Genomic DNA, 17,724 nt, shown 5'->3' with positions numbered 1-17,724 from the left:
AAAGGGAGTCGTTTTGCATTTTTATTTATCGTCTTTCGATTCTTCGATTTCATTTGTTAAATCAAGTTCAGGTAATTTCAGAACTTCTAAGTATAATATGTGGTGACCATCTAATTCTTTTGCTGTAAATTCATAACCTTGCTCTTCAATGCTATCACCTTCGATTGCATCAAAACGCTTTGTCATGAACCAACCACCAATCGTATCGATATCATCATCTTCTATGTCAGTACCTAGCATATCATTGACATTTTCTAGTAGCATTTTTGCATCTAAAATAAAATGATTTTCTGCAATTTCCTGTACTTCTGGAATTTCATCTTCATCAAACTCATCTTGAATATCCCCGACAATTTCCTCGATAATATCTTCAATGGTTACAAGACCTGATGTACCACCATACTCATCCATTAAAATAGCCATATGAATACGTTCACGTTGAATCTTGAGTAACAATCCGTTAATTTGCGTAGTTTCCATCACGCGAATAATCGGTTGCATATAGTCAATTACTAGTTTATCGCCATTTGCAGGATCTTTAATATAAGCAGTTAATAAGTGCTTCATATTCACTAATCCAATAATATGGTCTTTATCCCCGTCGATAATTGGATAACGAGTATATTGCTCCACACCCATTAAATCAAATACTTCTTTAATCGTAAGTTCTTTCTCAATTCCGACGATTTCAGTACGTGGCACCATGATTTCTTTTGCAAGACGATCTGAGAACTCGAAGATACTGTTAACATATTCATATTCTGCGTTATTAATTTCTCCACCTTTTAAACTATCTGACAAAATCATGCGCAATTCTTCTTCAGTATGTGCAACTTCTGATTCTGACATCATTTTAAGACCGAATAGACCTGTTAAACCACGTGCAGAGCCATTCAATAATTTAATGATTGGATAAGTAATGTTGTGGAATAAAATTAATGCACCAGAAAAGTGTAATGTTACAAATTCTGCTTTTTGGATGGCTAAAGTTTTTGGCGCCAATTCCCCAATAACTACATGCATAAACGTTACGATTGAGAATGCAAGTATAAATGAAAGGATAGATGTTATGCTACCGCTCAGATTTAGAAACTCGAACACTGGATGTAAAATGATTTCAAATGTAGGCTCACCTAGCCAACCCAGTCCAAGTGCTGTAATGGTAATACCTAATTGACATGCAGATAAGTATTCGTCTAAATCCGATACAACACGTTTTGCATTTTTCGCTTTTTTATGTCCTTCTGCGAGTAATTGATCGATGCGGGTAGTTCTCACTTTTACGATTGCAAATTCAGTTGCAACGAAAAATCCTGTCATTATAATTAGTAGGGCGAATGCCGCCAACCTAATGGTTATTTCCAATATGTCTCCGTCCAAATAATTCCTTTGTCCCCGCCCAAATGAGGGAAGTAAACAAAGTGTACACCTCCTATGATTTAAAAAATTGTTGGATGTTTTAATCATAAGTTATTTGTAACTAAAACACAAATATTGACAACGACTTTTTTATACTATTTTAAGATGGATTTGCTAATAAAGAAAACGGATACTTTCAGATGACAAATGATTGAAAATCAATAGGCATTATGCTAACTTTAAATGGAGCAAGGATAGTTTGTTTAGAGAAAGAAGCATTTGCATCTCATATAAAACGACACGTCAAAAATCTCAAGAGAGCTTTACTTGCGGATTTTTTTAAATGAATTATTTTAATATGCAACAAAAAAAGGTTGTCTCATATGAGGCAACCTTTTTTGCGCGAACGAGAAGCACATAAATGGATACTTTTGTAATATGTATTTCTAAATAGGGCAATCATTTTTTACTGTTGGAAGCGCAACTTTAGACAAGCCTTTTCCACATCATGAACAGATTCTTTTAAAGGGATCGCGTCTAAGTATGTGGAGATGGTGATAGGAGCCTTTTCGGTTAGTCCTTGTTGTATTAGGACATAATGTTTCCCATTGTAAGATAAGTATAGATGTTTAATGGAACGTTTTCCTAGTGCACTAGGAGATTCGAAAATAGCTTTTAGCTGGCTACAATACTCACTGTAAAAATTACTACTATATCCAGATAGTGCTTCGAATTTTTTACTATCGATTGAACTGGACTCATCGACTAACTCGAAAATTTTTGCGGAAAATTCCGAAAAAAGTTCCTTTACTTTAGCACGAATTAACGCTTTTGAATTATAGTTATTTAAGTCATCAGAAAGTGCGACTTTACTCATTGAAATAGCCTCCTGCATATAAAACATTTAGAATTAAATTCATTTATTAAATGTATAAGAAAAATACAGGAATATCAATATAAACAGACACTTTTCGTATAATAGCAGTGGTTTTAATAGTAAAAATTAGGCGTTTTTAATTATGCAAAGGCAAAAAAATATTGGTTTTTTTAGTCATAAATATGGAAGAGCATTAACTCATGAATCATTTTTTTAACATCTTCTTCATGTGGAGGAATAGGACCAATCCATTGGATGACGCCATCCTTTAAATATTCTGCCGCGTAACGTTCACGTTGATAGAAAAAGGAAATGGCCCATCCAGGAAGCTGTGTATTTTCAAATAAAGGTTTAAAGCTAAAATGCTGAATCATATACAAACCCCATTTCTAATGATATGTATTTAATATTATTCAAGGATAGTGGTAATATTGCAACTAAACAATATCGGATGATGTTTTGATAGGAACAATTATGCTTTGTCGTAATAAAATGGAGGGTATTTCTTTCGTTGGATTTCATTGCTCTGCTATAATGAGTGCAATAGGCGACAAATTACGCCAAATGTGAATACGATTGAAATGAGAGGATGCTAATGGACAATTTTTTAGTGACATTATTATTTATGGCAATTATCGGCGCCGCAATCGGTGGTATAACAAATCATCTAGCGATTAAAATGCTTTTTCGACCGCACGAAGCAATTTATATTAAAAATTGGCGCGTACCATTTACACCGGGTCTTATTCCAAAAAGACGTGATGAACTAGCGAAACAATTAGGTCTTACAGTTGTAAATTATTTATTAACACCTGAGACGTTTAGAAAGAAATTTTTCTCTAAAGATATTCAAGATAAAGTTGAACAATTTGCACAAGTAAAAGTTGAAGAGACATTTTTCACGAACGATAAAACCATTCAGGACTGGCTAGATTTAGCTGGCTTCTCTGATATGCCTGCCACTATTGAACAAAAAGTTGAACGAATAGTAGCGGGACAATTTGAATCAGTAAAGAATACATTATCCACGAGATCAATTCGTACACTGTTATCGGAGGACATCCAAAATACGATTGATGCTAAAATTCCATTAGCAGTGGGACATATTTTAGAGAAGGGTGAGGAGTATTTTTTATCACCCGCAGGCGAGATGACGATAAAAGCAATGATTGATGACTTTTTATCGTCAAAAGGGTCACTTGGCGGTATGATTAATATGTTTTTAGGGGATTCCTCCTCACTTGTCGGAAAAGTACAACGCGAGCTTGTAAAGTTTTTACAAGCCCCAGGGACAACATCGCTGCTGACAAACATTTTTACACAAGAATGGGAAAAGTTAAAAGACCGACCGGCTATGGATTATTTAGGGGATATTGACTTTGAACCGATATTGGCAAATTTACAAAGCTATGTAAAAGATCAATTAGCAGTAGCAGAACGCTTACAGCATCCTATTTCTTATTATTGGCCAACAGGTAGTTCTTGGATGAGGGAAACGGTAATACCTCAAGTAATTGATAAAGCATTTGTTAGAGCGGAAGATAAATTAGAAGATGTACTAAAACGTTTAAATTTACAAGAAGTAGTTCGTGAACAAGTGGATTCGTTCCCAGTATCGAAACTAGAAGAGCTTGTACTTGGTATTTCCAAGCGTGAATTTAAAATGATTACAGTGCTAGGCGCAGTTCTTGGTGGTTTAATTGGTATTGTGCAAGGTTTAATTGTTTACTTGATTTAGAAAGGGGAAATAAGAATGGTTAATATTTATAATGAAATTAATGCTTTGGAGGCTACTTTCCGTAAAACAGAGGAATTTAAAGCATTGGAAGCAGCAGTCGCTGTAGTGAAGGCAGATGAAGATGCGATAAAGTTATTCCAAAACTTCCGTAAAATTCAGGTGGATTTACAGAAGAAACAAATGGCTGGTGAGGATTTACAAGAAGATGAACTGATTTATGCACAAAAAACTGCTCAGCTTGCGCAACAAAATGAGAAAATTGTAGCGATGCTTGAGGCAGAGATGAAGCTAAGTGGTGTAATCGAAGAAGTAAATCGCATTTTAGTAAAACCGATACAGTCGTTGTATGAAGGTATGTAAGTAAGTCAAAAACTATAGTAGCTGAAAATAGTTGTCGATAGACTGTTACATGTTGCGACGAATAAATAAACGGTTATTTGCACATATAACAAAGTAAGTAGGAAAACGTGTCTCGGCTATTCGAGACACGTTTTCACTTTAGTTAACCGTAGCTTATATTATGGAGGGATTGTCATGCATGTTTTAATTGAATGGGCTTATAAAACACCAAAGGGTGCGGGAACAGTATTAAGGTCAGAGGAAATGCCGGCAGCACAAGCTTTATTGTTGGCAGAAGATATGGAACGTACTGGACGTGTCAAATCACTACAATTTATTGACCGACAGAATACGAACTGGTCTATCAAGGAGCTCAAGGCTTATTTAAAAGAAGTTGAAACAGAACCTCATAACATTACTGTTTATTTTGATGGAGGCTTTGACCGTGCAACGAGACAATCTGGTCTTGGTTGTGCCATTTATTATGAGCAAAATGGTAAGCCATATAGGTTAAGAAAAAATGCATTTTCTGCTGAACTGAAATCAAATAATGATACTGAATATGCCGCGCTATATTTAGGTTTAGTAGAGCTTGAATTATTAAATGCTCATCATCTACCGATACAGATTGTAGGTGATTCGCAAGTAGTTATTAATCAGCTAACTGGCGAGTGGCCAGCTTTGGAAAAGGATTTGTCAGATTGGGCGGATAAGATCGATGCAAAACTAAGCGAGCTTGGCCTACAAGCAAACTATCAACTAATTTCCAGAAAAGAAAATACTGAAGCGGACAGATTGGCTACACAAGCATTAAACGGTATTGATATTACAGGGTTGAGTGAAATGATAAAGGAATAATACACGAACGTGAGGTGTCAAACTAATGATAGCTCCTAAGACTGAAGATAAGGTCAAAGAAATTTGAAATTGTCTTCAGTCTTTTTATTGACCATACATATTAGATTTCGTGGGGTTTTGCGGTAGGAGTCTCTGTGCTTACTTGTCCTATACGAGCTGTTTATTTGTTATATACTTCGGATACTTTTTGGCGAATTGCTGTAAAGTTTGCTTGAAAGGAAATGTATGCATAAAGTTATGAGCTAAACGTAATTCATCAGAATAGAGAAGGGTATGGCGAAAATGTTGTTGAATAAAGTTTCGGGCGTGTTTATAATGCTCGTTGATAGAGATAGCCCCGTACATTTCTTGTTGATTGATAAGATAAATCAAATCACAAAGAACTTTTTGCCCACGATATTTCAGTAATATGGTTACATACAAAGTCTTTTCATCACAGCGTTGTAAATCAAAATGATGGAAAGCTACTTCTAAATGCTCAATGAAGTTAGAAACAGGAGAATACTTGCCTTTAACTAAAACCACTATCAACACCACCTTTTTTAAATTATAAGTAATATTATTTTATATGTCTATCATTAGACGGAATATTCTGTCATTGTGGTAGTTTTGCTTATCATGAATAAAATTTGTTAAACTATTGAGGCAATCCATTTATTGAACAGAGTACACTGGAATATTGAAAGAAGAGAGCGAAAACGATGAAAATTATTCAAATAGATCAAAAGTATCCTGAAGATTGGATTCGCGTTTTAAATCATATTGCGAATTTATTTTTTGAGGATTCGAAGTTGAGTACAAATGCACAAGAAGCGGAGATGTCAGTTGCATTCACTTACCGCGTTGATGCTAATTTTACTGTCTATACAAGCGCGGTATTAGAGGTTGATGATAAACGCTATACAAATGATTACCATATTGAATATGCGACAGAAGCTGTTGGACGTGAGCAAAATATTCGTATGAAACGTGCATTATCGCATGTATTTTTAGATGTGCTTGAGCAACATACGGGGATGCATCAACAATGGGGTATTTTAACAGGTGTCCGTCCTACAAAGCTCTATCACAAATTCCGTAAAGCTGGTATGGATGACGCAGCGATTGCAGAAGTGTTAATTCATGATTTTCGATTGTCAGAGGAAAAGGTAGCATTGTTGAAAAACATTGTTGAACGACAGTTAGTTACAATTCCTGACTTAGACCATATCGGGAAAGAGATTAGCGTTTATATTGGCATTCCGTTCTGCCCAACCAAATGCGCTTATTGTACCTTCCCGGCTTATGCAATTGGTAGTAACCGTAAGCAAGGGCGTGTGACCACGTTTTTAGATGGACTACACATCGAATTACGTGAAATGGGTAAATGGCTGACAGAAAATAACATGAAAATAACTTCTATTTATTGGGGCGGGGGTACACCCACTTCAATCGAAGCACATGAAATGGATGCATTATATCAAACGATGTATGACTCTTTCCCACATCCTGAAACGATTCGTGAGGTAACAGTTGAAGCCGGTCGTCCGGATACGATTACACCAGAAAAATTAGCTGTTTTAAAAAAATGGGGCATTGATCGAATTAGTGTTAATCCGCAGTCTTATACAGATGAAACACTAAAGGCAATTGGACGTCATCATACGGTACAAGAAACGGTTGATAAGTTTTGGTTAGCACGTGAATCCGGTATGAATAATATTAATATGGATTTAATTATTGGCTTGCCGAATGAAGGGACAGAGGAGTTCCGACATTCTTTAGAGGAATCAGCAAAAATGCAACCAGAGTCGTTAACTGTGCACACGCTATCCTTTAAACGTGCTTCAGAAATGACGCGTAATAAAGATAAATATAAAGTAGCTGATCGTGATACGGTAGCAGAAATGATGCAGATGGCACAAGTGTGGACGAAGGAAAATGATTATGTTCCCTATTATCTATACCGTCAAAAAAATATTTTAGGTAATTTAGAAAATGTAGGCTATAGTAAAGCAGGCGAAGAAAGCATTTATAATATTGTCATTATGGAGGAAGTGCAGACGATTTTAGGGATTGGCTGTGGAGCATCTTCTAAATTTGTTCACCCTGAGACAGGGAAGATTACACAGTTCCATAATCCAAAAGATCCGGCGGCTTATATTATGACGTTTGAAGAAGCCATAGGTAAAAAAATCGAGCTATTAAATGATTTATATCATGCATAAAGAGCAAAGTGTTAGATTGATTGTGAGAATCTAACACTTTTGCTGTTTTAATGTCTACGAATCGCCATAAAGGCAGGGCGAATCGCCGCACAACCTTCCTCTAGCTTTTGAATTTATTGTCATTATACTAATTTGTAAGCGCTTAACATTTAGTATTCTATAGGATTGTCTGACTGCTAACAACGAGGTAAATATGAACAGAGTGGGGGTATAAGATGAAAGTCATTATTTGTCCAGATTCTTATAAAGGTACTTTATCTGCATTTGAGGTTGCAAAGGCAATGCAGGCAGGGGTCTTGGATGTAGATCAAGCAATTGAGACAGTTATTTTACCAGTAGCGGATGGAGGAGAGGGTACATTAGAATCACTTATTGCTTCAACGGGCGGGAGATATATTTCAGCAAGTGTACTTGATCCGCTTGGCAGAATGATTAAAGCAAACTATGGAGTGCTTGGGGATGAAGAAACCTGTGTTATTGAGATGGCACAAGCTTCAGGTATTATGCTGTTGCAGGATAGCGAAAAAAATCCTGAGCTAGCATCAACGTATGGCACAGGGCAGTTAATTAAGGCTGCACTGGATAAAGGTTTTCGTCAGTTTATTATCGGTATTGGTGGCAGTGCAACAAACGATGCTGGTATCGGTCTATTACAGGCACTTGGGCTGCAATTTAGGAAAGGTGATGGTTCATCCATTGCTAATGGCGTGTCGGGATTACTAGATTTAGCATCCATTGATAGTAGTCAACTCGATGTACGATTATCTGAGGCAACATTTACTATTGCCTGTGATGTGGATAATCCTTTGATTGGAGAGCGCGGAGCTACAGCAATTTTTGGTCCGCAAAAGGGTGTAAAAGAGCATGAAATTGCTTTATTCGATGAGTGTTTAAAACGATTTGCAGATATTGTGGAAAGACAATTTCACATTCGTTTACACGATTATAAAGGAGCTGGTGCGGCAGGAGGCGTTGGTGGCGCATTAATGGCCTTTTTAAATGGCACTTTCCAAGCAGGCATAGATATTGTGTTAGAGGCAGTACAGTTAAAAAGGCATTTGATAGGCGCTCAAATAGTTATTACTGGTGAGGGCAAATCGGATCGTCAAACATTACATGGAAAGGCGCCATTGGGGGTAGCGCTAGCTGCAAAATCAACAAATGCTCATGTTGTGCTATTGTCTGGTGCTGTTGATGAAAAGGATAAGCCTGCTTTGCTTGAGTTTTTTACCGTTGTGGAATCACTAGTAGATGAATCCACTACTGTTGTGCAGGCAATGCAAGAACCATATCGTTTCATTCGCATGAAAACAAAACAACTAGTAGCGCATTACGTGAAAAATTGAGTGCCAGTCACGCAAACAATTATGATGTTTGTAGGAGCGAGAACTTGCTCAAAAAGCTATGCTAACTATTTTGAAAATATGCTAAAATAAGCGATATGAATGCTTTTTGTTCAAGTAGAAAAGAAGCTAGGAGCTGACACTATGTCAATTAATACAATTATTTTTGATTTGGATGATACGTTGTTATGGGACAAAAAATCTGTTAAAACAGCTTTTGAAAAAACATGTGAATATGCAGCGACAATACATAATGTGGATTCAGCAGCATTAGAGGAAGCCGTACGCAAAGAAGCACGTGCACTTTATGAAGGCTACGAAACATATGATTATACAGTATTAATCGGTATTAACCCTTTTGAAGGGCTTTGGGGAACATTTGATGACCCTACTGATTCTTTTCAAAAAATGAAAAAACTTGTGCCAGGTTATCGTACTGAAGCATGGACAAAGGGTTTAGCGGCACTTGGTATTGACGATGCAAAGTTAGGTGCTGAACTAGGAGAACGCTTTGTAGCCGAACGCAAAGTTTCACCTTTTTTATATGAAGATACTTTTACCGTTTTAGATGAGCTAAAAGGCAAATATCAACTGATATTACTAACGAACGGTGCACCAAGTTTACAAAATTTAAAACTTGAAATTACACCTGAAATCGCACCGTACTTCGACCATATCATTATTTCTGGTGATTTTGGTAAAGGAAAACCAGATGCCTCTATTTTTGAGCATGTGATGGAAACGGCGGGCATTACTGCTAGCGATGCTATTATGGTTGGCGATAACTTAAATACGGATATTTTAGGCTCTTCTCGCGTGGGTATGCGCAATGTCTGGATTAACCGTGAAAACAACAAACTAACTGGGAATGTAACACCAACTTTTGAGGTAGATTCGTTAACAGCCTTATTAAAGCTTGTACAAGAGCTTTAATATCTTTACTATTTTTTAAGTACTGATTCTTAAATGGTCAGTACTTTTTTTATGCAAACATATTGATGTCTAGTAATTTAAATTGTCTGAAAACTAAAAATATACTATGATTGTTAGTAAACTTAAACACTTTAAATCTTCGAATTATCGATCTGGCAACGCTTTTGTGCTCTTCTTTGTTTAATGTCAAGAAAACGCTTACTTATTCGTCTGGGAAATCGTAGTAGTAAGGGAAGATGTGTAGACAGTAAAAACATGATGGGAGAAAACAGCATGTTTATGGGGGTGCCTATTCATGAAAGCAAATCGTTTAGTGTTTGAAAATGCTATAGATATTAATCCACGCTCAGGCATAATAAAATTCAATGGGAATCGAATGATTTTAAAGTCAGCTGAAGCGCTTGGCTTTTTTAGACGTGACATTATTCAAACTTTGAATATGGAGCGTGCAAAAGGTTTTTTATTACGATATGGCTGGGCGTGTGGCTACAGTGCTGGTGGCTCTATCGAGAAAATGTACAACTGGAAAGAATTAAAAGAGTTAATTAGGGCTGGTGCTGCCATTCATACATTAGAGGGCGTTGTCAGTGTACAAATTGATGTATTGGAAATAACTAATGATAAGTTCGAAATGGAAGGGAAATGGTTTCATTCTTACGAGGCAGAGGAACATGTCCGCCATTTTGGTTTTAGTGATGAAAGTGTTTGTTGGACATTAATCGGTTATGTAGCAGGCTTTTTAGCCAAAACGTATCCAAAAGAGATTGTCGTTTTTGAGGAAAAATGCCGGGGGAAATGTGATGATTATTGTAAATTTGTTGTACGGACAAAGGAGCACGCTACTGAAGAACAGTTGGAAATATTACGATACTTTCAAGATACTTCGTTAGCTGATGAATTAGATAATACATTTAATGAGTTAAAAAGTCTCAATAATTCCATTGTGCATTCAGACACTATTCATAAACAAATGACACATGCAATGCTTGAAGGATATACATTAAACCAGCTGTTATACCTGTTAAGTGATGCGTTACAATGCAGTGTAACTGTGGAACGAAGATACTTAATGAAACCAATTGGTTACTATTTTATGCATGAGGACGATGAACGTCTTTATATAGAAGCGAGTCGTAAGAAAAAAGAGTTTCGCCATGAATATGATATTATGACGATGAAAAAACAATTGGGTACATTGGTAATTTTAAGTCACAAAGCATTAACACGTGAACAGGAAATGATTATTGAACGCGCTGTAACGGTTTTTTCGATTTATTTATATACACAAATACAAATCGCACAATCGCAGTGGAAGAAAAAATCGGATTTTTTAGATGAAGTTATGAGTCAACAATCTCCCTCTGAGGAGCTTATTAAAAAAGCACGAAATATTTTTTATTTTGATCCGAGTAAAAATAATCGTGTTATCGTTATAACAATGGAACAGGAAGAACCCGAAATAGTGCATAGCTTTTTAGCTACTGAGTATTTAAATGTGGAGTGCTTTATTAAAAACCAGGAAGTACTGCTTATTCTTGAAGATTGCAAGAAAGATGTTCAATATATGTCGAATTTCCTTAGTAGTTTATCGAAAAGGGTAATGGAGCGCTTTAAGCAAGCAACTTTCCAAATTGGCGTAGGAAAAAATGCAGAGAAGTTAGAAGAAATCGGGAATAGCTATAACGATGCGAAATTAATATGCCAATTTTTACGTTACGCAGCCCCACAACAGACACAAGCGGTCATTTATGAAAACTTCCAGCATATTATGTTATTTTTAAAAACGACAAATCCAAGAGAGCTTTTACAGTTTTATAAAGAGGTACTTGGTCAGTTATTGGAATATGATGAGCAAAATCATGCAACACTTGTCCATACGTTAGAAGTCTTTCTAAACCATAGCGGTAACGTCAATCAAACTGCAAAAGCTTTGAATCTATCAATCCCTGGTTTTCGTTATCGTATGGAAAAAATTGAATCATTATTGCAGGAAGACATGCGTACAGGGGATGGTCGTTTTCGCTGTCATTTAGCGTTAAAAATTTATTATGCAATTAAAACTTTAGAAAATGAAAAATGAGAAAAGTCAGCGATTTTGCTGACTTTTTCTAGTTTATACGAAAATTTCTTTCAAATTTTAAAGAAAAGAAAGAGAAGACTATACTTTTTGTTAATTATCAAAAAATTCAAAAAGTATTAAATTGAAATAGACATGTCAAACAAGAAAAAAGATTTGTAGGAGGGAAGGGAATGGTTGTTCAACAAAGTACGAAGCCATTGACAGGGCAGGAATATTTAGAAAGTTTAAAGGATGGTCGGGAAATTTGGTTACATGGTGAACGTGTGAAGGATGTCACGACACATCCAGCTTTTCGAAATTCAGCACGATCGATTTCACGTTTATATGATGCCATGCATGACCCGCAATACAAAGATATTTTAACTTGTGAAACGGATACGGGGAGCGGGGGGTATACACATAAGTACTTCCGAGCAGCACGGAGCGCAGATGATTTAATTCAAGGGCGAGACGCAATTGTTGCTTGGGCAAAACTCACTTATGGACAAATGGGACGCACACCAGATTATAAAGCATCCTTCCTTGCAACACTCGGAGGAAATCCCGAATACTATTCACCTTTTCAAGAAAATGCAAAGCGTTGGTATAAAGAGTCACAAGAGCGCAATTGGTTTTTCAATCATGCCATTGTCAATCCACCAGTGGATCGCCATAAAGACGTGCATGAAGTCGGCGATGTATTTATTCAAGTAGAGCGTGAAACGGATAAGGGCTTAATCGTTAGTGGTTCGAAAATGGTGGCTACTGGCTCTGCAATCACAAACTACAATTTCGTTGGTACGTATGGTTTACCTATCAAAGATAAAAAATTTGCGGTGGTTTTTATTGCACCTATGGATGCTCCAGGAGTGAAGCTTATAAGCCGTGCTTCATATGAAATGACGTCAGCGATTATGGGAAGTCCGTTCGATTACCCATTAAGTAGTCGCTTCGATGAAAATGACGCCGTACTTGTATTCGAACAAGCGCTTATTCCATGGGAAAATATTTTAATTTATGAAGATATGCAGAAGACGACTTCATTCTTTGTAGAAAGCGGTTTCATTAATCGTTTTACGTTCCAAGGTGTCACGCGCTTAGCGGTGAAATTAGATTTTATTATTGGTGTCTTGCTAAAGGCATTAAAGACAGCAGGTACGGATCAATTCCGAGGTGTCCAAGTGCATATAGGCGAGATTATGGCGTGGCGTCATATGTTCTGGTCATTAAGTGATGCGATGGCGCTGAATCCAGAGAAAAAAGAGAATGGTATTGTCATTCCAAATTTAAATGGTGGATTAGCCTATCGTGTATTTTTACAGGAAGGCTGGCCTAAGATTAAAGGCATTATACAGCAAATCGTAGCAGGAAATTTAATTGTACAGCCTTCCAGTGCAAGGGACTTTTTAAATGAGGAATTCCGTCCAACATTGGATAAGCTTTATCGTGGTTCAAATGGTATTGAGGCTCTTGAAAAAATTAAAACAATCAAGCTACTGTGGGATGCGATTGGTACAGAATTCGGTGGTCGAAGTGAGCTATATGAACGGAATTACGCTGGAAACCATGAAGACATAAGGTTACAAACGTTGTTTGGTGCACAGGGAAGCGGGAAAACAGACGAGTTTATCGCTTTTGCAGAGCAATGTATGGCTGATTATGATTTAACCGGTTGGACAGACCCAACTTGGGTAAATCCGGATGATGTGAATTACTTTACAAATAAATAAAAAATCAGGGGGAATGATGGATGACAAATTTTGATGTAGCACAATTAGCGCACGTGGAGCTTTTTACACCAAAACCAGAGGAATCTTTAAAATTTTTCACCGATTATATGGGGCTACAAATTACAGCGCGTGAAGGGCAATCGGTTTATTTACGAGGGTACGAGGATTTTTATCATCACACATTAAAGTTAACAGAAGGTAAAGAAGCTGGTCTTGGCCATTCGGCATGGCGTGCAAGTTCACCTGAAGCGTTAGAACGACGGGTTGCATCGTTAGAGAAAAGCGGCTATGGAAAAGGTTGGATCGATGGCGATTTAGGGCATGGTCGTGCTTATCAATTTGTTACACCTGATGGTCATAAACAAGAAATTTTGTGGGAAGTAGATTATTTCCAGCCAGCGGAAGATCAAAAAACATTATTAAAAAGCCGTCCACAAAAAAGGCCATTAATGGGTGTCCCTGCCCGCCGTTTAGATCATATCAATTTAATGTGTAGAGATGTAGCAAAAAATCGTGAATTTATGTCTGAACATTTAGGCTTTAAGCTACGTGAACAAATTGTCTTAAATAATAACGAAGAAATTGGTGCGTGGATGAGTGTGAGCCCATTAGTACATGAAGTGGCATTAATGAACGATCAAACTGGTAATAGTGGTCGCTTCCATCATATTGCGTTTTGGTATGGCTATCCACAGCATTTAATGGATACAGCGGATATTTTCGTAGAAAACGGAATTCAAATAGAAGCGGGCCCTGGAAAACATGGTGTAAGCCAAGCGTATTTCATGTATGTAATGGAGCCTGGTGGAAACCGAGTAGAATTATTTGGTGACTCTGGTTATCTCATTTTTGACCCTGACTGGAAGCCAATCACTTGGCGCGAAAATGAGTTAGATGAGGCGATTATTTGGTATGGCTCACCTCTACCTAATGAGTATTTCTTATATGGCACACCTGATCGTGCAGTGAAAGTTCCAGTGAAATAAATAGATGAGTAATAATGGTGATTAATAAATAGCGTGCCTAAATAGCTGTCTTAACTACTACTTTTTAGTATTTGAGACAGCACTAATTGATGAGGAGGTTATGTAATGGATGATCGTCTGTTTAGAAATGCAATGGGGAAATTTGCAACAGGTGTAACTGTCATTACAACAAATGTGAATGGCACTATTCATGGCATGACGGCAAATGCGTTCATGTCTGTTTCACTTAATCCAAAACTAGTAGTGATCTCGATCGGGGAGAAGGCTTCAATGCTTGAGCATATCAAGCAAAGTGGTACATTTACAGTCAATATTTTATCAGCACAACAGCAAGAATTGTCTATGTTATTTGCCGGCCAACTAAAAGAAAAGCGCGAGGTCCAATTCAGTGATTTACAAGAACAATTGAGGGTGCGCTTGCACAAATAAGCTGTGAAGTAGCGAGCATATATGTTGAAGGCGACCACACTTTATTTATCGGCAGTGTAAAGGACATTCAGCTAGAAGAAGGAGAGCCCTTACTATTTTTCAATGGAAGATACGGCTCACTTGCAGTGGAAACAACAATGCAGGCTTAGGAGGTTGACAATGGATAGACAACTTTATGCAAAGAAGTTATTAGAAGCAGAAGAAGCAAAGCGACCTATTGCCCCATTAACGTCCACTGTACCAGATATTACTGTCGATGACGCTTATACAATTCAATTACTTCAAATTGCAGCAAAGCAACAAATGGGCAAACACATTATCGGTAAAAAAATAGGTTTAACAAGCAAGGCGATGCAACAACAATTTCAAGTAACAGAACCAGACTACGGTCATATTTTATCGGATATGGTTGAGGTGGACGGTGCAACCATTTCTCTTAATCATTTTATTCAGCCGAAGTTGGAATTTGAAATAGCATTTATCTTGAAGAAGGATTTATATGGGCCTTCTATTACGGAGATGGATGTTATCGAAGCGACAGATTATATTGTGCCAGCTTTAGAAATTATTGATAGTCGTATTACCGATTGGAAAATTAATTTTGAAGATACAGTAGCAGATAATGGTTCTTCCGCAATGGTCATTATTGGCGGCACACCAACAAAATTGACCGAGGTAGATTTACCGCATATTGGTATGAATGTTTATCGCAATGGCGAGCTTTTTGATAGTGCAGCAGCGGCTGCTGTAATGGGAAATCCACTACGGGCAGTAGCATGGCTTGCTAACAAGCTAAGTAAATACCATATTGGCTTGCAAGCAGGGGAAATAGTTTTAGCAGGCGCATTAACATCAGCCGTAACGATAGAAGATGGAGATAGTTTTACAGCGGAGTTTGCTCATCTTGGTGCTGTTTCCGCCAAGTTTAAAAGAAAGGAGGAGAAATAAAAGTGGTCAAATTGAAAGTTGCCATTCTAGGCTCTGGAAATATTGGGACAGATTTAATGTACAAAATTGAGCGCAGTGAGGATTTAACGATGAGTGTAATGGTGGGAATAGACCCTACATCGGATGGCATTCAGCGTGCAAAGGATCGTGGCTATCATACCATTACAAATGGCATTGCAGGCTTAGTTGCACGTCCAGAGCTCTTCGATATTGTGTTTGATGCAACAACTGCTAATGCCCATAGTGCGCACAGTGAACAAGTACTGGCACTTGGCAAAAAGATAGTCGATTTAACACCGGCGGCTATTGGTCCATTTGTTGTACCGTGTGCAAACTTGGAAAAGTACGTGGCAGTTGACAATGTCAATATGGTGACTTGTGGGGGGCAAGCGACGATTCCCATTGTGTATGCCATTAATCAAGTGGTGGATGTTACGTATGCAGAAATTGTGGCAACAGTGGCGAGTAAAAGTGCAGGGCCTGGCACACGCGCTAACATTGATGAATTTACACGCACAACAGCTAAGGCGCTAGAGGAAGTAGGCGGTGCAAACAAAGGGAAAGCCATTATTATTTTAAATCCCGCAGAGCCGCCAATTATGATGCGTGACACCGTACATGTATTAGTGAATGAAGGTGGCAAGGAAGAAGAAATTACAAAGGCTATTGAAGAGATTGTGAGCGCTGTACAACAATATGTACCGGGTTATCGCATGACGAGTGCGCCTATTTTTGATGGTCAACAAATATCAGTTTTTCTGGAAGTTGAGGGGGCGGGAGACTTTTTCCCACCGTATTCAGGAAATCTCGATATTATGACGGCGGCAGCAGTGCAAGTCGGAAATCAAATGGCTAGGTTGCAACATGGAACAGTCAAGTCGAACTAATTGGAGGTGAGGATGATGACAAAACAACTAACCATTTTAGATGTGACATTGAGGGATGGTAGTCATTCAATGCGTCATGCATTTACGGAGCAGCAAGTGCGAGATGTTGCAAGAGGTTTAGGAGAAGCAAAAGTGAAATACTTTGAGGTTTCCCATGGGGATGGATTAGGTGGTTCCTCTTTGCAATACGGTTTTTCGAAAGTGGATGAACTGAAGTTAATAGCTGCGGCAAAAGAAGAATGTGGTGATGCTTCGATTTCAGTTTTAATATTACCTGGAATTGGTCTAAAGGAAGATTTGAAAAATGCTGTGAAGGCGGGCGCTACTATGGCGCGAGTTGCAACGCATGTTACCGAGGCCAATGTTGCTAGTCAACATATTTATTTAAGTCGAGAATTAGGATTGAAAACAGTCGGCTTTTTAATGATGGCACATATGGCTCCGACGTCAGTAATAGTGGAGCAGGCGAAATTATTTGAAAGTTATGGAGCTGAAATTATCTATGTGACAGATTCAGCAGGTGCCATGCTTCCTCATGAGGTGAAAGAGCGGGTAGCTGCGCTAAAATCGCATGTTTCTTGCGAAATTGGCTTCCATGCCCATAATAATTTATCACTCGCTATGGCAAATACGATGGCTGCAGTCGAAGCAGGTGCTACGTATGTGGATGGTAGTTTACGCTGTTTAGGTGCCGGTAGTGGAAATGCTCAAACAGAAGTGATGGTAGCGGTTTTCAATCGTTTAGGCTATGAAACAGGCATTGATTTATATCGAACAATCGACGTTGCCAATGAAGTAGTAGCACCATTTATGCCACGATCACAGGAAATAACAGGGTCTAGCTTAATGATGGGCTATGCAGGCGTTTACTCAAGCTTTTTACTCTTCACTCAAGAAGCAGCGAAAAAATATAACGTAGATGAACGCGAAATTTTAGTAGAACTTGGCAAAATGAAAGCAGTAGGTGGTCAGGAAGATTTAATAGCAGAGATTGCACGTAACTTAGCAGTTGTTAAGCAGTCAGTATAAAG

General features: G+C 37.8%; 16 protein-coding genes and 1 pseudogene. 13 read left to right on the top strand and 4 right to left on the bottom strand.

Features of this window, described 5'->3' with window-relative positions; genetic code table 11:
* Positions 1-21: 21 nt before the first annotated feature.
* The 3 genes from LO754_RS19580 to LO754_RS19570 form a co-directional block, all read right to left on the bottom strand.
* A complete protein-coding gene (locus LO754_RS19580) occupies positions 22-1,365 on the bottom strand; it encodes a hemolysin family protein (RefSeq protein ID WP_255313809.1) in 1,344 nt (447 codons plus the stop codon).
* A gap of 460 nt (positions 1,366-1,825) precedes the next feature.
* Positions 1,826-2,236, bottom strand: a complete 411-nt coding sequence (locus tag LO754_RS19575) for a hypothetical protein (protein WP_231785077.1) — start codon at positions 2,234-2,236, stop codon at positions 1,826-1,828.
* Positions 2,237-2,406: 170 nt separating this feature from the next.
* Complete coding sequence (locus LO754_RS19570; protein ID WP_024362321.1) at positions 2,407-2,610, bottom strand: YheE family protein; 204 nt, start codon at positions 2,608-2,610, stop codon at positions 2,407-2,409.
* A gap of 221 nt (positions 2,611-2,831) precedes the next feature.
* Here LO754_RS19570 and LO754_RS19565 point away from each other — a divergent pair, with 221 nt between their 5' ends.
* The 3 genes from LO754_RS19565 (at position 2,832) to LO754_RS19555 (ending at position 5,171) form a co-directional block, all read left to right on the top strand.
* Positions 2,832-3,974, top strand: a complete 1,143-nt coding sequence (locus LO754_RS19565; protein WP_231785076.1) for a DUF445 family protein — start codon at positions 2,832-2,834, stop codon at positions 3,972-3,974.
* A gap of 15 nt (positions 3,975-3,989) precedes the next feature.
* On the top strand, positions 3,990-4,334 hold the full coding sequence (locus LO754_RS19560; protein ID WP_024362319.1) for a YlbF family regulator: 345 nt from the start codon (positions 3,990-3,992) through the stop codon (positions 4,332-4,334).
* A 174-nt stretch (positions 4,335-4,508) separates the two neighbouring features.
* Positions 4,509-5,171, top strand: a complete 663-nt coding sequence (locus LO754_RS19555) for a ribonuclease H family protein (RefSeq protein WP_231785075.1) — start codon at positions 4,509-4,511, stop codon at positions 5,169-5,171.
* A gap of 147 nt (positions 5,172-5,318) precedes the next feature.
* On the opposite strand, the gene LO754_RS19550 is transcribed toward LO754_RS19555, so the two are convergent.
* On the bottom strand, positions 5,319-5,696 hold the full coding sequence (locus tag LO754_RS19550; protein ID WP_229387698.1) for a hypothetical protein: 378 nt from the start codon (positions 5,694-5,696) through the stop codon (positions 5,319-5,321).
* A 176-nt stretch (positions 5,697-5,872) separates the two neighbouring features.
* Between LO754_RS19550 and LO754_RS19545 the strand changes: the two genes are divergently transcribed.
* The 10 genes and pseudogenes from LO754_RS19545 (at position 5,873) to dmpG (ending at position 17,722) form a co-directional block, all read left to right on the top strand.
* The gene (locus LO754_RS19545) at positions 5,873-7,378 is read left to right on the top strand and encodes a coproporphyrinogen III oxidase (protein ID WP_231785074.1); all 1,506 of its coding nucleotides are present in this window, start codon (positions 5,873-5,875) and stop codon (positions 7,376-7,378) included.
* Positions 7,379-7,593: 215 nt separating this feature from the next.
* Entirely contained in the window at positions 7,594-8,724 is a 1,131-nt protein-coding gene (locus LO754_RS19540; RefSeq protein ID WP_231785073.1) for a glycerate kinase family protein, read from the top strand.
* A 141-nt stretch (positions 8,725-8,865) separates the two neighbouring features.
* Complete coding sequence (locus LO754_RS19535; protein WP_231785072.1) at positions 8,866-9,654, top strand: HAD family hydrolase; 789 nt, start codon at positions 8,866-8,868, stop codon at positions 9,652-9,654.
* Between the two features lie 295 nt (positions 9,655-9,949).
* On the top strand, positions 9,950-11,734 hold the full coding sequence (locus LO754_RS19530) for a XylR N-terminal domain-containing protein (RefSeq protein ID WP_231785071.1): 1,785 nt from the start codon (positions 9,950-9,952) through the stop codon (positions 11,732-11,734).
* Positions 11,735-11,904: 170 nt separating this feature from the next.
* Positions 11,905-13,443 (top strand): 4-hydroxyphenylacetate 3-hydroxylase N-terminal domain-containing protein, encoded by a 1,539-nt coding sequence (locus tag LO754_RS19525; protein WP_024362312.1) that lies wholly within the window; start codon positions 11,905-11,907, stop codon positions 13,441-13,443.
* A 20-nt stretch (positions 13,444-13,463) separates the two neighbouring features.
* A complete protein-coding gene (locus tag LO754_RS19520) occupies positions 13,464-14,429 on the top strand; it encodes a catechol 2,3-dioxygenase (RefSeq protein WP_024362311.1) in 966 nt (321 codons plus the stop codon).
* Positions 14,430-14,534: 105 nt separating this feature from the next.
* Positions 14,535-15,007 (top strand): annotated as a pseudogene (locus tag LO754_RS19515) (flavin reductase family protein).
* Positions 15,008-15,017: 10 nt separating this feature from the next.
* Positions 15,018-15,806, top strand: coding sequence for a fumarylacetoacetate hydrolase family protein (locus LO754_RS19510; protein ID WP_231785070.1), 789 nt, complete (start codon positions 15,018-15,020; stop codon positions 15,804-15,806).
* A 2-nt stretch (positions 15,807-15,808) separates the two neighbouring features.
* Positions 15,809-16,693, top strand: coding sequence for an acetaldehyde dehydrogenase (acetylating) (locus LO754_RS19505; RefSeq protein ID WP_231785069.1), 885 nt, complete (start codon positions 15,809-15,811; stop codon positions 16,691-16,693).
* 15 nt (positions 16,694-16,708) lie between these two features.
* Positions 16,709-17,722, top strand: a complete 1,014-nt coding sequence (gene dmpG, locus LO754_RS19500; RefSeq protein ID WP_231786358.1) for a 4-hydroxy-2-oxovalerate aldolase — start codon at positions 16,709-16,711, stop codon at positions 17,720-17,722.
* Positions 17,723-17,724 lie beyond the last annotated feature (2 nt).

It is taken from the genome of Lysinibacillus sp. GJ-1, from assembly GCF_021166035.1.
Taxonomy (GTDB): domain Bacteria; phylum Bacillota; class Bacilli; order Bacillales_A; family Planococcaceae; genus Lysinibacillus; species Lysinibacillus sphaericus.
The sequence above is the reverse complement of the archived record's forward strand: the minus strand, read 5'-3'. Positions and strand labels throughout refer to the sequence as shown.

Coding starts and splice junctions, on each gene's coding strand:
- LO754_RS19575 (WP_231785077.1), bottom strand. CDS start 2,236: ATGAGTAAAGTCGCACTTTCTGATGACTTAAATAACTATAATTCAAAA.
- LO754_RS19570 (WP_024362321.1), bottom strand. CDS start 2,610: ATGATTCAGCATTTTAGCTTTAAACCTTTATTTGAAAATACACAGCTT.
- LO754_RS19565 (WP_231785076.1), top strand. CDS start 2,832: ATGGACAATTTTTTAGTGACATTATTATTTATGGCAATTATCGGCGCC.
- LO754_RS19560 (WP_024362319.1), top strand. CDS start 3,990: ATGGTTAATATTTATAATGAAATTAATGCTTTGGAGGCTACTTTCCGT.
- LO754_RS19555 (WP_231785075.1), top strand. CDS start 4,509: ATGCATGTTTTAATTGAATGGGCTTATAAAACACCAAAGGGTGCGGGA.
- LO754_RS19545 (WP_231785074.1), top strand. CDS start 5,873: ATGAAAATTATTCAAATAGATCAAAAGTATCCTGAAGATTGGATTCGC.
- LO754_RS19540 (WP_231785073.1), top strand. CDS start 7,594: ATGAAAGTCATTATTTGTCCAGATTCTTATAAAGGTACTTTATCTGCA.
- LO754_RS19535 (WP_231785072.1), top strand. CDS start 8,866: ATGTCAATTAATACAATTATTTTTGATTTGGATGATACGTTGTTATGG.
- LO754_RS19530 (WP_231785071.1), top strand. CDS start 9,950: ATGAAAGCAAATCGTTTAGTGTTTGAAAATGCTATAGATATTAATCCA.
- LO754_RS19525 (WP_024362312.1), top strand. CDS start 11,905: ATGGTTGTTCAACAAAGTACGAAGCCATTGACAGGGCAGGAATATTTA.
- LO754_RS19520 (WP_024362311.1), top strand. CDS start 13,464: ATGACAAATTTTGATGTAGCACAATTAGCGCACGTGGAGCTTTTTACA.
- LO754_RS19510 (WP_231785070.1), top strand. CDS start 15,018: ATGGATAGACAACTTTATGCAAAGAAGTTATTAGAAGCAGAAGAAGCA.
- dmpG (WP_231786358.1), top strand. CDS start 16,709: ATGACAAAACAACTAACCATTTTAGATGTGACATTGAGGGATGGTAGT.